We start from the raw sequence: 12,846 nt of genomic DNA, 5'->3' as shown, positions 1-12,846 counted from the left end.
TATAGCCGTTCTATCTATGCCAGGGAGGTTCATCATGGAAACCGCTGTCTCAGAACACCATCCCCTTCGACAGCTCTTCGGAGCTCTCACCGAACGTACATTTGCTGAAGCCTTAGGATGGCCAGACTTTCAAGTCACCGGGTACGTGTCAAACTTACTCGTTGAGTTTGCTCATGTTGATCAACTTGCCCAGATTAAAAATCAAGAAGGGCAAACCGTGGAAGCTGTGGTTGAATTACTGTACGAAGCAGAAGCTTTGAATCAAGATTCTGATGTAGACAAGGAACGAGATGTCCATCGTCATATTGGCGATCTGACGCTGTTTATGGCGGGATTGTTTCCGGAATATCTGAGTCGCATGAAATGCTCAGGTCTGATTCATCACAAGGATTTTCTCGTTGATTATGTCAAAGCTGGAAAACGCTCATACGGAATTGTGGCCACATGCCAACATTCTGAAGACAAAGATTCTCCTGCCCTCTTTCAAGCCCTTTCAACGAACTTTGAGCTTTGTGTCGCAGGATTGGGGTTTGTCCGACTGGATCTCGACCGAATGCAAAGTCCTTCATACAAGCATGGCAAAGATATCTTGTTGAATTAACACACGTTCTGACAACACCCCCTCACATTCCTCTTCTCCGAGTGATCGCTGATGCTCAAGTAACCTTGGGCCTCATCATGGCTCGTTTTATCATTGATATCGTTAACTTTTGATGACAATAGTCCGAAAAAAGAAAAAAGACTGTAGGGCATGAGTCCCTTTTATGGAAGTCTCAGACGTTTCAGACTATTAGGATGTTGGCTAATACGATTTTAGCATGAACCGTTAGCGTGTGATATTCCAGAATCATTGAGATGCTGATTTATGAGGGAAACTCTTTGAAACGCATGTGGATCTGAATACGATGAATCGAGATCTTGAAGCAAAACTAAAGGCCTGTTCGACATTACCGAGCCCCCCTAAAGTGGCCTCAGAACTTATTCAACTCGCCCACGATCCTGAAGCGGCCATTCAAGATGTGGCCAAGATCCTACAGATGGATCCGGCCTTATCCATTAAGATCTTACGGGTTGCCAATTCTCCCCTGTATGCCAATCGACGAAACGTTGAAACATTAGCGCAAGCCACTCTCATCATCGGGCTCAATGGCATTCTTGCCTTAGCGCTCTCCTTCTCGTTAGTCAAATCTTTTCGTGGAGAAAAGATGAATGGTCTGAACTACCCACTGTACTGGCAGCGTGCACTCATCGGCGCTTCTATCTCTCGAGCCATTGGAGAGGCCAGCTCTCTCGTTTCACTTGAGGAATTATTTACGGCAACCCTGATGCAGGACATTGGGATGCTGGCATTGGATCGAATCCTCCCCAAATTGTATCGAGACCCCAACTTCAATCAAACGTGTCACCAGCAAGTCATCATGCACGAACAAGAACACATTGGAACCACGCATTCGGCCATTGGAGGATGGCTGCTCGCGAATTGGAATTTACCCGAACGACTGCAGCTAGCCGTGAGTGCGAGCGATGAGCCTGAACGTGTTCCCGTCACAGATGATCGCTCACACTTTATTCGTTGTGTGGCACTCTCTGGAATGATTGCCGAGTTATACCTGACCCATGCCAAGGGACAGCAGGTTGTCGAAGTTTCAGAAAAAGGAAAAGACTGGTTGGGATTTACGCCTGAAGCCTTCACCGAAATTCTCACAAAACTAAAGGGGCTCGTTTCCCATTCTGAAGACATGTTCGATTGCAAAATTCAAAACGACCTTTCCGCTGAGACACTCTTAGAAACCGCCAAAGAGGCATTATTGATTCGTAACATGCAAGCCTTCAGGCAAGTCGAAACGTTAAAGCATAATACCGTCATTTTGGAATCTCGCTATCAAAACTTAGAAGAATCCAGCCGCTTGGACTCATTGACGGGCGTCTACAATCGGTCTTATTTAGACGAAGTCATTGAGACGGCGTTTGAATCGGCATTGATGAATGCGACGCCATTGAGCTTCCTATTCGTCGACTTGGACCATTTCAAAAAAGTTAATGATACGTATGGCCATCAACACGGAGATCATATTCTCCGAGCCGTTGCAAAAATCCTCAAGGCTCAGACACGGAATACCGACATTGTCGGACGGTATGGTGGGGAAGAGTTTTTCATTGTCATGCCGGGAGTCAATGGCGAAATGGCTGAAACGGTCTGTCATCGAGTCAATACGGCATTTCGACTCCACACTCACGATGTAGGAACTAACCAATCCATCACGGTAACGGTATCGCTCGGCATTGCGACGCTTGAAGATGGGCACATGTTTGAGTCATCGCATGAGATGATTGGAGCAGCCGATCAAGCCCTATATGCTTCGAAATCGCAGGGACGTGATCGTTGGACTGCATACAAAACTCTCCCCGTCGTCTTTCATCGTAAGAGTCATTCTCTGAATTAAACCTCATGCGATAGTGACGGGAATCAGACCCATCATTCCGTGCCTCTTCTCGGGTTGACCTCTACGGCTCACTCATTCATAAGCCCATCCTACAAGAATTAGAAATAAAGGCTCTCGCTGTTTAGGACCTTTTACCCTTTTACCCACGACCCTCTGCAATTCTATTTCTAAGACTTCTCTTGTAACGCCTGAAGAACCTGATCATAATGTTGATCTACTTTCACCTTCGGAAACACGGCGGCAATCTTTCCCTTCTCATCAATAATGAACGTCGTCCGTTCAATGCCCATGTATGTGCGACCGTACATGGACTTCTCTTTCCACACACCATATGCCTGCAACATGGTTTTCTCGACATCGCTTAAGAGAGGAAAATTTAAATCAAACTTCTTCGAGAATTTCTTATGAGACTCCACTGAATCCGGACTCACCCCCACCACGATCGCGCCACGTTTTTGAATGTCACGTAACCCATCTCGGAAAGAACAGGCTTCCTTGGTACAACCAGGCGTGTCATCTTTCGGATAAAAAAACAACACAACCGTTTTACCCTTGAGCTCCGATAATTTCACCGTTTCACCCTTATCATTTAACAGTGTAAAGGCAGGTGCTTTCTGGCCGACCTTCAACGTCGTGGCTGAAGTAGACGCCGCCTTAGCATTAATGGCCTTTGTCGGCTTTGTCATCTTTTTTATGGCCTGACTGTTTGCCGTTGTCGTACGCTTGGCTGCCTTATTACGAGATGCTGTTGTCGTGTTCTTCATCCAATACTCCTTTGTAAGAATTCATGAAAAATAGTTGTTACAATGTTTCAACTTTTTGCATAATTATTGCTAATGCGTCACAGGGTCTATTATATAGACTGACACATTCGAAATGCACAGTGCTGCAAGAATGGAACAACACCGATGAAACGACCGATTTCCATTATCGCCGGGGAAAATATCCCGTATGTGGAAGAAGCCTTTTCTACATTAGGCAACGTCACCATACTTCCAGGACGATCGATTCGCACGAACAATCTGAGGAAAACTCACGTCTTGCTCATTCGATCTATCACCACAATCAATGAAGCGTTACTACAAGGCACCCCAGTTGAATTTGTCGGGTCAGCCTCGGCCGGGGTGGATCATATCGACGCATCGTATCTTCAATCTCAGAATATCGGCTTTGCTTCTTCACCAGGTTCCAATGCTAATTCCGTGGCCGAATACGTCATGACGGCTCTCTTCATTGTAGCCTGTCAAAAAGACATGAGGCTCTCAGGAAAAACCATCGGGATTGTGGGTGTCGGCCACATTGGAAAATTGGTGAAGCAAAAAGCTGAGGCCTTAGGCATGAAGCCAATCCTCAACGACCCATTCCTAGCCGAGACTGGGGAAATCGATCATCATCCTCTTGAAGAGACACTCAATTGCGATATCGTGACGCTCCACGCTCCCTTTACACAGGACGGTCCCTTCCCGACTCACCATTTGCTGAATACACACACGTTCGCATGCCTCAACTCATCGACCATATTTATCAATGCTTCGCGCGGAGAAGTGGTTGACACACAAGCCTTGCTCGAAGCCATCACGCACAATCGCATCGGTCCAACCGTCATCGACGTGTGGGAACAGGAACCTCACATCAATTGGGAACTCTTCAACGCCGTCACCATCGGCACACCCCACATCGCCGGACACTCCCTCGATGGCAAGGCCATGGGCACGTACATGATCTACACCGCACTGTGCAAACATCTTGGGGTAGACCCATTATGGGAACCCTCCCATTCACTTCCCGAACCCATTGTCCCCTTGATGACAATGGCTCCCACAGATCGAACTGATGAAGAGGACCTGAGAACCATCACAACCAAAATCTATGACCTCGAGGCTGACCATTCGCGCATGAAAGCACTTCTGCATGAACCACGAGAGGAAAGAGCGAAACTGTTTGACCGACTCCGGAAACATTACCCCGTCCGACGGGAATTCCATAGAACCAAGGTGAACCTTCCCGCAACCGCGTCAACACTCAGAGAACAACTCTCAGCATTAGGGTTTGTCCATGACTGACCCGAAGCCTGACAACCTCAACCATGAGTTATCGACACGCTACTATCAACAAGGAACACTCGAAAAGGACCTTTGGTTTCAGGTCGCGGAACGCGATTATACCGAACTCATTCAGGCGTTCGACTTCGACACATTCTTTTCGTCTTTCGACACACCCATCACGCTCCTTGATGTCGGATGTGGAACAGGAAAATTCCCAACAATGCTCTGCCCACATATCTCTGATCGCCTGCACATACAATATGACTATCTCGATCCCTCTCAACATAGCTTAGATGAATTACAGAAAAGCCTCACCCCTCCCTTCGTGCCACAGACAGCACTCAAGACCACTCTCGAAACCCTCGAACGTTCACACTGTCCATCACAGGGCTATCAGATTATTTGGTGTCTCCAATCGTTATACTGCGTTCAGCGAGAAGCCTTACAGAACATCGCGAAAAAGTTACAAACACTGCTCGATCCACAGAACGGCGTGGCCCTTATTTATTTAGCCTCATCTGATGCGTTTTATCATCGCCTCTATACACTCTATAACCAAGCATTCTATCCAGACACCCGCGTGCCCTATATCACCGCAGAAGACATCACAACGACCTTTGACAATCTGGACATTCCATGTGAAGTCACGGAACTCCGTTTTCCACATACCATCACATGCTCGGAACATCACATCTTAGAAAATTACATTAATCAATGTGTGTTCGATAATAAGGCGTTAGACAACCTGCACGGCCATTCAGCGCTGAATGATTTTCTAGAATCATTCAATAACGGGGAAATATACAGTTTCCCTCAACAGGTTTGGCTCATGACGTTTGGGGCACTCAATAAAATCAGCATGGCCAAGTAAGGGGAATTCAAACGTGAACATGCGAGAAAAAGAAACCAGGTATTCAGTAACGAGTCTTTGGTAATATCACCCGTCATAGCCTCACGTTGAAACAAACCGAAGACATCACTTCTATTTAACTAAGAGGAAAGCAGGCACTATATGTTGAAAAGAAAGTCGTTAAAAGGCATGGAAGGCATCTATGTCGTCGTGGAAGACTTAGGCAACGAACTCAAGGGGACGGTCACCCGGCGAGATATCCGGTCACGAGTCGAAGCCCAACTCGGCACAGCCGGCATACGCATTTTCAAAGAAAAAGAAGCCGCCAAGCTTCCCGGAGAACCCTATCTGTATGTGAATTTGGCAGCCCTCCCATTAGAACGGAAGCGTTTTGCCTGTCGAATTGATCTGGAAGTGCATCAGCATGTGGCCATCATTCATGACCCCCAAGGTGGGCATGCAATTACATGGGAGCAAGGCGTCTTAACCGTCGGCGGACTCGAGACGATCTCTCAACATCTCGATGAACTGGTCTTTGCATTTATCTGTGACTATTTAGCAGTCAATTCCATCGGATAGCGCTTCCATCATTTCCAGCTACGTCTTGTCTTTAGGAGGATCGCTGGGCCAACGAAGATGGTCCATGTACTTATTCAGATCCATATCTTCAGGAACTTTCTCAATATCGGCTTGAAGGACTTCAAGACTTTTTAACATTTCATAGATTCTGTAATGTTTGGACTTTTCCCAAAACTCCTCTTGTTCACGCTGGTACTCCTCAATCGGCATCTGCGTTTTTTCTAACAGCATGGCCTTGAGATAGTGAATTTCGTTTTCTTGGTGAGCTAATGCATGGGCCAGCACCAAAAGATGTTTCTCGTGATCATTCATATTCTGAGCCCCTTTCGCTCATTTCTCGCGCTTCTTCGCAGCATGACAATACACCAAACATTTATCTGAAGTTTTGGGATACCACACTTTTTAGTCAAGAGAAAAGGGAACGCCTCGAGGGGCATGGAGGAAATGAAAACGGTTCAAACAAGATAGATGGCTGCAGCAAGACAAGGAAGAGTCGTGACTTGGAGTCAGTCTATGAGAAGGGAGCGTCGCTCAAGCACTTTGGCCTCTTTACAGCTCTACTAATAGGAAGAATCGTCAAACATGGCCTGCACATCTGACCACACGGCTCCCTCAGGAACCCCGTTTCTCCATTCTCCGTATTCATTGGCAGGCCGGTGAAAAACCCCTTGGGTACTTTTCTTGAATATCACTTCCTGCCCCTCAACCGTTAATTGAATGATTTTCTCTTCATCCATACGACTTGTCTCCTCGATTTAACTGACTCTTGACAGTTTGTGTACTGGTGTTGGACACCTCTAAACCGTACCTCAAATGGTTTATTGAATGACTAACGTTGAACGTCTGTGAAGGGTACAAGGCCTTTCAGGCCATCGTGTTCAAGCTTATCAGCTTCCAACCATTTGGATTCCTAAGACTCGCAAGCGCCTTATAGCGTTATCGGCAACCTTTTAATCACTATTAAGCTCACTCCTCTCGTGAATATTGGCCGCTCTTGACAGACCCATTCAGGTCATTTTAGAATATACCTAATTCCGATAGGAATAGTATGAATTAAGATGAAGAAATTTTCCCAAAAAGTGACTTATGCCATCATGGCCACCCTGGAGTTAGGAATCCGATATGGCGCAACACCGGTTCAGGCCAAGGCGATTGCTCACAATCAGTCTATTCCGGCTCGATTTATTGAGCATATTCTCAGCGCCCTTAAGCAGGCTGGTCTTGTGACAAGTCATCGAGGCGCTCAAGGAGGCTATATCTTAAGTAAGGAACCAGCAGAGACCTCTCTTGCTGAAATTGTGCAAGCCATGGATGGATCGACAACGCTACAACTCAATGGCTCGACGAACGGTCATCAAGAAACACCAAACGCTCAGGACGCGTTACTCTCAGGAATTTGGCAACAACTCCATGATGCCGAGCTTGCAATTCTTCATTCGATCTCGTTACAAACCTTACTGGATCGATATCAAGAACTCGAAGATAAACGTGTGTTGATGTATCACATTTGACCGGTTTTCAGGATAGAACTATGCCAAGACCATCATTATTGTCGTCTTTCTTGTTGCTCCCATCAGTTTTGCCTCTTCTTTCACACACACGAATGGCCACCGGAGGTCCACAATGAGTGCGCTACCAACCACCAGACCAGAAATTAAGACGACCCCTATTCCTCAGGAAATTATAGAAGAAATTGAAACGTTTGAGGACGAGGTCCAGCGACTCCAAAGTGGGGAAACTCCGGCCGATATTTTCAAACCATTTCGACTACAATTCGGCATTTATGGGCAACGCCAACCAGATGTGCAAATGGTACGGATTAAAATTCCCTTTGGTGGCCTGAACGCGAATCAACTCCGTCGAGTTGCTGAAATCGCCGACACCTATGCCACCGGCGTAGCACATGTCACAACTCGTCAAGACATACAACTTCACTTCGTTCCATTACCCCAAGTCGGGACAATCATGCGGATGCTGGCCGAAGTAGGATTAACCACACGCGAGGCCTGTGCGAACACCGTTCGCAATGTCACCGCCTGCGCGCTGGCCGGAATTTGCCCAGGAGAAGTCTTTGACGTCACACCCTATGCCAACACCATCGCTCGCCACCTGTTACGCAATCCGCTTACGCAGAGTCTTCCGCGGAAATTCAAAATTGCGTTCTCCGGGTGTCAGTCAGATTGTGCATTAACCCCAATTCATGACGTTGGACTCTTGGCTACCAGAAATGCCGAAGGGACGATTGGGTTTAGAATGGTGGTGGGTGGTGGGCTCGGCTCGACACCGCGTGTGGCAAAGCTGCTTCGAGAGTTCGTCCCAATGGAAGAGTTGCTTCCCTCTATCGAAGCGTGCATTAAAGTCTTTGATAACCTGGGTAATCGAAAAAATCGCAGTAAAGCTCGCATGAAATTTGTCATTGACAAACTTGGCTTTGAAGAATTTACGAGACAATGGCAAGAAGCGTACGACATGTTGGTCAAGACAGGGGCCACCACGTCCGGCTTAACCCTTCTGCCCTACCACGATAAGTCGCCATTGATCATGCCTACCAAGATGGGCAATGGAACGCCTTCAAATGGAACGCCTTCAAATGGAACGAATGGAAATGGAGCGGGCCATGGCTCCAACGAGTCACCTGAAGCTCAGTCAAATTTTGATGTGTGGCGAAAAACCAATGTCATTGCGCAACGGCAAGCAGGCTTTCTGACGGCTGTCGTCAAACTCCCGTCCGGTGACATGACGACTGAACAGACCTATGCCCTTGCTGATTTCGCTGAAACCTATGCCAACGGCAATATTCGGACGACGATTAGTCAAAATATGATTATCCGGTGGATTCCTGAAGCGCGTATCTACGAATTCTATCAGGATCTTGTTTCGCAAGGTCTTGGGTCGCCTGGCGCCGAAGGAATCGAAGATATCGTCTCCTGCCCAGGAACGGATACCTGCGGTTTAGGCATTACGTCTTCCAAAGGTCTCGCGCGCTCGCTGTCGGAATTATTCCCTGCCGGGGAGACTCCTCCCGATCTCAAGGGCGTGGATATCAAAATCAGCGGATGTCATAACTCTTGCGCACAACACCATATCGCCACAATTGGACTGCACGGTGTCGGGAAACGCATTGGTGATCACATCGCCCCTGTGTACGAAGTGCATCTCGGAGGACAAGTTAATGGCACGGCCAAAATTGCACAGCTCATTGTGAAAGTGCCCGCGAAAAATGTCCCGGCCGCCATTCAACATCTCCTGGACTATTATCGGAAGGATCGCGAAGCGGGCGAAAGCCTACAAGCCTTTATCGCACGAATGGGCAAGGCCAAGCTCAAGCAAGAGTTGATTCCGCACACGTTTCTTCCGGCGTACGCGGAAAACTCAGAGTATTATTTTGATTGGGAAGCTGATGAGGAATTCTCAGTCGAAGACCTTGGACCGGGAGAATGTGCCGGTGGCGCGCTAGAAATGATCGACAACCGTATGCTAGAGGCTGAGCAGGAACTCTATCATGCACGGATTCTGGCAGAAAAACATCAGTATGGAATCGCGATCAATAAAGCTTACCGTGCAGTGATTGCTGGAGCCAAAGCCATTTTAGTGACTGAAGGGACCGACCCCAATACCGATGCTGATACGTTAGCTGAATACGACCGGCTCGTCATGGCGAAAGGATTGATGCCGGCGACCTATCGCAATCTCACAACCCACTTGGATGATCTCGGCTCCAAGGATGCGTCAACTGAACTTCTTCAGCGTAACCTTGATTTTGCCCGTGGCTTCGTCGAAGCGTGCCGGAGCGCCACGGAAGAAATTGGGCAAGACTTGAAGCTCTCCCCTGTTGAAATGGGAGCTAAACAACCAGCTGATGCCAAAGCCCAAGATATGCCAGCCACAACATCTGAAGTTTCAGTCTATGACTTACGGGGTGTCGCCTGCCCCATGAATTATGTGAAAACAAAATTGAAAATGGAAATGATGGATGACGGTGAGCAACTCGAAGTCTGGCTTGATGCCGGCGACCCGATTAAAAATGTCCCGATGAGTCTCCGTAACGATGGACACAAGATCTTAACGGAAGAAGCATTAGACGGCGACCAGCAACACTTCAAAATCTTAGTTGAAAAAGTTGAAGCCTAATGGACGAATAGGCTTTGGTTCAGGCTACACGTTGAAGTTTGAATGAATAAAAACTTCAATTACTCAAACAATAAATTTTAAGTTAACTCATGATGCGACAATCAATAGACATTCAACCCAATACTGAACAGCTTCACACGATCAACCAGAAACTTGAGACGCAGCCTCCTCAAGAAATTCTCACGTACGCCTTTGAAGAATATGCCCCTCATATCATCCTCGCGTGCAGCTTTGGCGCCGAAGATGTGGTGCTCGCTGATATGATATTTCGCTGCTACCCCGGTGCCACATTGTTCTATTTGGATACGGACTTTTTGTTCCCTGAAACTCATCAGGTCCGTGATCGAATCGTGCAAAAGTATCAGCTGAAATCCGACCAAGTCATTCAGGTGAAATCGCTCATCACCCCTGACGCGCAAGCCACAACATATGGTGAAGCGCTATGGACGAAACACCCGGATCAATGCTGCCAACTTCGTAAAATTGAACCACTCAACCGAGTCCTCAAAAACTATACAGCCTGGATTACTGGCATTCGACGTGATCAATCACCAACTCGAGCCAATACCGGCATTATGGAATGGGACAAATCCTTTCAACTAATAAAAATGAATCCACTGGCCACATGGACGTGGGAACAAGTCTGGACCTATATCCATGCCAATGACGTTCCGTACAATGTCCTGCATGAACAAAATTACCCCAGTATCGGATGCACGCATTGCACCTCTCCAGTGATGCCCGGTGATGACCCGCGATCTGGACGTTGGAAGAACTTTGCCAAAACCGAATGTGGCCTCCATCCGTCAAAGACGTCAAACGGAAAACGGTAGACGGAAAAAGGTGAAACGAAATAAATTTCACTGATGCAGGAGACGAGATACGAGCAACAAAATACGAGATACGAATATTTTGGATATGCAACAATTCATCGCAAAAGTTGGAAAAGGTCATAAACGGACCAAGGATTTAACTTGGGACGAAGCCAAGGAGTCCATGCGCACGATCATTGAGTCGCAAGCGACTCCCGGCCAAATTGGCGCGTTTTTGATGGCCATGCGGATTAAAACGGAATCGATCTCAGAACTCGCGTCATTTACGGCCGCAGCGAGACAATATGTTGCACCACTCAAGGTTCCGTCTCCAACAACAGTCGTCGACTTGCCCATGTATGGCGAAAAACATGACACCTGTCATGCCATCGTCGCCTCGTCTCTCATCGCCGCCGCCGCAGGGGCCCGAATATTGATACATGGAACGAATAACGAGGCAGCCGCCTCAAACGTGTCAGACATTTTACAACATCTCGGAATTTCAATCACACAGCCGGTCGAGCAATTGACTCAATTTCAATTTGCCTATCTTGATCTCGAAACCTATCACCCGCCACTAGCCAAACTTCTTGACCTGCGTCAGGAATTTGGAGTTCAAAATCTCGCTCATCAGGTCGCCAGGATGTTGAATCCCGCTAGAGCCTCGTCTCAAGTCATCGGGATCGCTCATCCACCGTATTTAGACAAAATGATTGAAGCGTTGCATATGCTCGGAACACCTCGAGTCATGGTTCTTCAGGGCGTTGAAGGGGTACCGGAATTGTCAATATCTACCGCAACGCCTGTTCGAGAACTTCGAAACGATCATATTACCCGACTGATGATTCGCCCACAGGACGTTGGGTTTTCATTTGGATCATTCCAGGCCATGGGACACTCCACATTGCCGAATATTCACAACGCTTCGATTCCTCAACAAGAAGCAAACCTCGTCCTCCAACTTCTCCAGAACAAGATCCAAGGGGACTATCGAGCCTGGGTGATACTCAATTCAGCCTTACTCTTGTATGCCGCAGGCAAAGCCTCGTCACTAATCCAAGCCACTCCTCTCGCTGAACAGACACTTCATTCAGGGGCGGCGTTCAAAAAGCTGCAAGCATTGACGGCACCACCAGCCATATCGACTGAAAACCTTGACCTCCCGACGGAGACCGTTCCCGCATGAATCATCTACGCCAACTTGAAAATCAGAGCATATTTATTCTTCGGGAAGCCTATAAAAACTTTGAAAACTTGGGCATGCTCTGGTCGATGGGAAAAGACTCAACGGTATTGCTCTGGCTTGCTCGCAAAGCGTTTTTTGGGCATGTTCCGTTTCCTCTTCTCCACGTCGATACCAGCTACAAAATTCCAGCCATGATCGAATATCGTGACCGCCTCGCCCGTGAATGGCGACTCAATTTGGTGGTTGGACAAAATAAAAAGGCCCTCGCAGCAGGAATGAATCATACCAAAGGCCGAGTGGAATGCTGTACGGCGTTAAAAACGGAAGGCTTGCGACTACTCCTTGAAGAAAAAGGCTATACAGGTGTTATTTTAGGCGTACGCTCGGACGAAGATAGCACCCGCGCCAAAGAACGGTATTTTTCGCCTCGCGACAAAAATAATGAGTGGGACTTCCGCGATCAACCTCCTGAATTGTGGGATCAATATAAGATTTCCTTTCCGCCCGGCACGCACATTCGCATTCATCCTCTCTTGGATTGGACTGAAATCAATATTTGGGAATACATCAAATTGGAAAATATTCCGTTCTTAGACAGCCTGTACTTGGACCAAGGAACAGGCGAACGCTATCGGAGTTTGGGATGCGAACCTTGCACATTTCCAATGAAATCGACATCTAAAAATGTGGATGAAGTCATTATTGAATTGAAAAATAGCAAAGTCGCCGAACGCGCTGGCCGCGCCCAGGATGAAGGTCGTGGAATGGAACAATTACGAAAAGAAGGATACATGTAATC

General features: G+C 47.4%; 13 protein-coding genes. 10 read left to right on the top strand and 3 right to left on the bottom strand.

Annotated features, from left to right (window positions below; genetic code table 11):
- Positions 1-34: 34 nt before the first annotated feature.
- Positions 35-601 carry a hypothetical protein gene (locus ACWQXP_RS17270; protein WP_454064103.1) on the top strand — a complete coding sequence of 189 codons (567 nt, stop codon included), beginning with the start codon at positions 35-37 and terminating at the stop codon, positions 599-601.
- Between the two features lie 304 nt (positions 602-905).
- Positions 906-2,444 carry a sensor domain-containing diguanylate cyclase gene (locus ACWQXP_RS17265; RefSeq protein WP_454064102.1) on the top strand — a complete coding sequence of 513 codons (1,539 nt, stop codon included), beginning with the start codon at positions 906-908 and terminating at the stop codon, positions 2,442-2,444.
- A gap of 167 nt (positions 2,445-2,611) precedes the next feature.
- On the opposite strand, the gene bcp is transcribed toward ACWQXP_RS17265, so the two are convergent.
- A complete protein-coding gene (bcp, locus tag ACWQXP_RS17260; RefSeq protein ID WP_454064101.1) occupies positions 2,612-3,208 on the bottom strand; it encodes a thioredoxin-dependent thiol peroxidase in 597 nt (198 codons plus the stop codon).
- A 144-nt stretch (positions 3,209-3,352) separates the two neighbouring features.
- Between bcp and ACWQXP_RS17255 the strand changes: the two genes are divergently transcribed.
- The 3 genes from ACWQXP_RS17255 to ACWQXP_RS17245 all read left to right on the top strand — a co-directional run bounded on the left by ACWQXP_RS17255 (position 3,353) and on the right by ACWQXP_RS17245 (position 5,918).
- Positions 3,353-4,507 (top strand): 4-phosphoerythronate dehydrogenase, encoded by a 1,155-nt coding sequence (locus tag ACWQXP_RS17255; RefSeq protein WP_454064100.1) that lies wholly within the window; start codon positions 3,353-3,355, stop codon positions 4,505-4,507.
- Complete coding sequence (locus tag ACWQXP_RS17250; RefSeq protein ID WP_454064099.1) at positions 4,500-5,360, top strand: class I SAM-dependent methyltransferase; 861 nt, start codon at positions 4,500-4,502, stop codon at positions 5,358-5,360. The genes ACWQXP_RS17255 and ACWQXP_RS17250 overlap by 8 nt, the downstream gene beginning before the upstream one ends.
- Positions 5,361-5,501: 141 nt before the next feature.
- Complete coding sequence (locus ACWQXP_RS17245; RefSeq protein ID WP_454064098.1) at positions 5,502-5,918, top strand: hypothetical protein; 417 nt, start codon at positions 5,502-5,504, stop codon at positions 5,916-5,918.
- 18 nt (positions 5,919-5,936) lie between these two features.
- Here ACWQXP_RS17245 and ACWQXP_RS17240 read toward each other — a convergent pair whose 3' ends face one another.
- On the bottom strand, positions 5,937-6,230 hold the full coding sequence (locus tag ACWQXP_RS17240) for a hypothetical protein (protein WP_454064097.1): 294 nt from the start codon (positions 6,228-6,230) through the stop codon (positions 5,937-5,939).
- Between the two features lie 248 nt (positions 6,231-6,478).
- The gene (locus ACWQXP_RS17235; protein WP_454064096.1) at positions 6,479-6,655 is read right to left on the bottom strand and encodes a hypothetical protein; all 177 of its coding nucleotides are present in this window, start codon (positions 6,653-6,655) and stop codon (positions 6,479-6,481) included.
- Between the two features lie 321 nt (positions 6,656-6,976).
- Between ACWQXP_RS17235 and ACWQXP_RS17230 the strand changes: the two genes are divergently transcribed.
- The 5 genes from ACWQXP_RS17230 to cysD all read left to right on the top strand — a co-directional run bounded on the left by ACWQXP_RS17230 (position 6,977) and on the right by cysD (position 12,844).
- Positions 6,977-7,429, top strand: a complete 453-nt coding sequence (locus ACWQXP_RS17230; protein ID WP_454064095.1) for an RrF2 family transcriptional regulator — start codon at positions 6,977-6,979, stop codon at positions 7,427-7,429.
- 112 nt (positions 7,430-7,541) lie between these two features.
- Positions 7,542-10,049 carry a sulfurtransferase TusA family protein gene (locus ACWQXP_RS17225; RefSeq protein ID WP_454064094.1) on the top strand — a complete coding sequence of 836 codons (2,508 nt, stop codon included), beginning with the start codon at positions 7,542-7,544 and terminating at the stop codon, positions 10,047-10,049.
- A 92-nt stretch (positions 10,050-10,141) separates the two neighbouring features.
- A complete protein-coding gene (locus tag ACWQXP_RS17220; protein ID WP_454064726.1) occupies positions 10,142-10,882 on the top strand; it encodes a phosphoadenylyl-sulfate reductase in 741 nt (246 codons plus the stop codon).
- A gap of 85 nt (positions 10,883-10,967) precedes the next feature.
- On the top strand, positions 10,968-12,047 hold the full coding sequence (locus ACWQXP_RS17215) for an anthranilate phosphoribosyltransferase (protein ID WP_454064093.1): 1,080 nt from the start codon (positions 10,968-10,970) through the stop codon (positions 12,045-12,047).
- Entirely contained in the window at positions 12,044-12,844 is an 801-nt protein-coding gene (gene cysD, locus ACWQXP_RS17210) for a sulfate adenylyltransferase subunit CysD (protein WP_454064092.1), read from the top strand. Before ACWQXP_RS17215 ends, cysD begins: the two co-directional genes overlap by 4 nt.
- Positions 12,845-12,846: the final 2 nt, after the last annotated feature.

This window comes from Candidatus Nitrospira salsa (assembly GCF_965152625.1).
This window is presented reverse-complemented; position numbering and strand designations above follow the sequence as displayed.

What these genes read in the sequence shown, in the direction of transcription:
- ACWQXP_RS17270 (WP_454064103.1), top strand. Translation starts at nt 35, where the DNA reads ATGGAAACCGCTGTCTCAGAACACCATCCCCTTCGACAGCTCTTCGGA.
- ACWQXP_RS17265 (WP_454064102.1), top strand. Translation starts at nt 906, where the DNA reads ATGAATCGAGATCTTGAAGCAAAACTAAAGGCCTGTTCGACATTACCG.
- bcp (WP_454064101.1), bottom strand. Translation starts at nt 3,208, where the DNA reads ATGAAGAACACGACAACAGCATCTCGTAATAAGGCAGCCAAGCGTACG.
- ACWQXP_RS17255 (WP_454064100.1), top strand. Translation starts at nt 3,353, where the DNA reads ATGAAACGACCGATTTCCATTATCGCCGGGGAAAATATCCCGTATGTG.
- ACWQXP_RS17250 (WP_454064099.1), top strand. Translation starts at nt 4,500, where the DNA reads ATGACTGACCCGAAGCCTGACAACCTCAACCATGAGTTATCGACACGC.
- ACWQXP_RS17245 (WP_454064098.1), top strand. Translation starts at nt 5,502, where the DNA reads ATGTTGAAAAGAAAGTCGTTAAAAGGCATGGAAGGCATCTATGTCGTC.
- ACWQXP_RS17240 (WP_454064097.1), bottom strand. Translation starts at nt 6,230, where the DNA reads ATGAATGATCACGAGAAACATCTTTTGGTGCTGGCCCATGCATTAGCT.
- ACWQXP_RS17235 (WP_454064096.1), bottom strand. Translation starts at nt 6,655, where the DNA reads ATGGATGAAGAGAAAATCATTCAATTAACGGTTGAGGGGCAGGAAGTG.
- ACWQXP_RS17230 (WP_454064095.1), top strand. Translation starts at nt 6,977, where the DNA reads ATGAAGAAATTTTCCCAAAAAGTGACTTATGCCATCATGGCCACCCTG.
- ACWQXP_RS17225 (WP_454064094.1), top strand. Translation starts at nt 7,542, where the DNA reads ATGAGTGCGCTACCAACCACCAGACCAGAAATTAAGACGACCCCTATT.
- ACWQXP_RS17220 (WP_454064726.1), top strand. Translation starts at nt 10,142, where the DNA reads ATGCGACAATCAATAGACATTCAACCCAATACTGAACAGCTTCACACG.
- ACWQXP_RS17215 (WP_454064093.1), top strand. Translation starts at nt 10,968, where the DNA reads ATGCAACAATTCATCGCAAAAGTTGGAAAAGGTCATAAACGGACCAAG.
- cysD (WP_454064092.1), top strand. Translation starts at nt 12,044, where the DNA reads ATGAATCATCTACGCCAACTTGAAAATCAGAGCATATTTATTCTTCGG.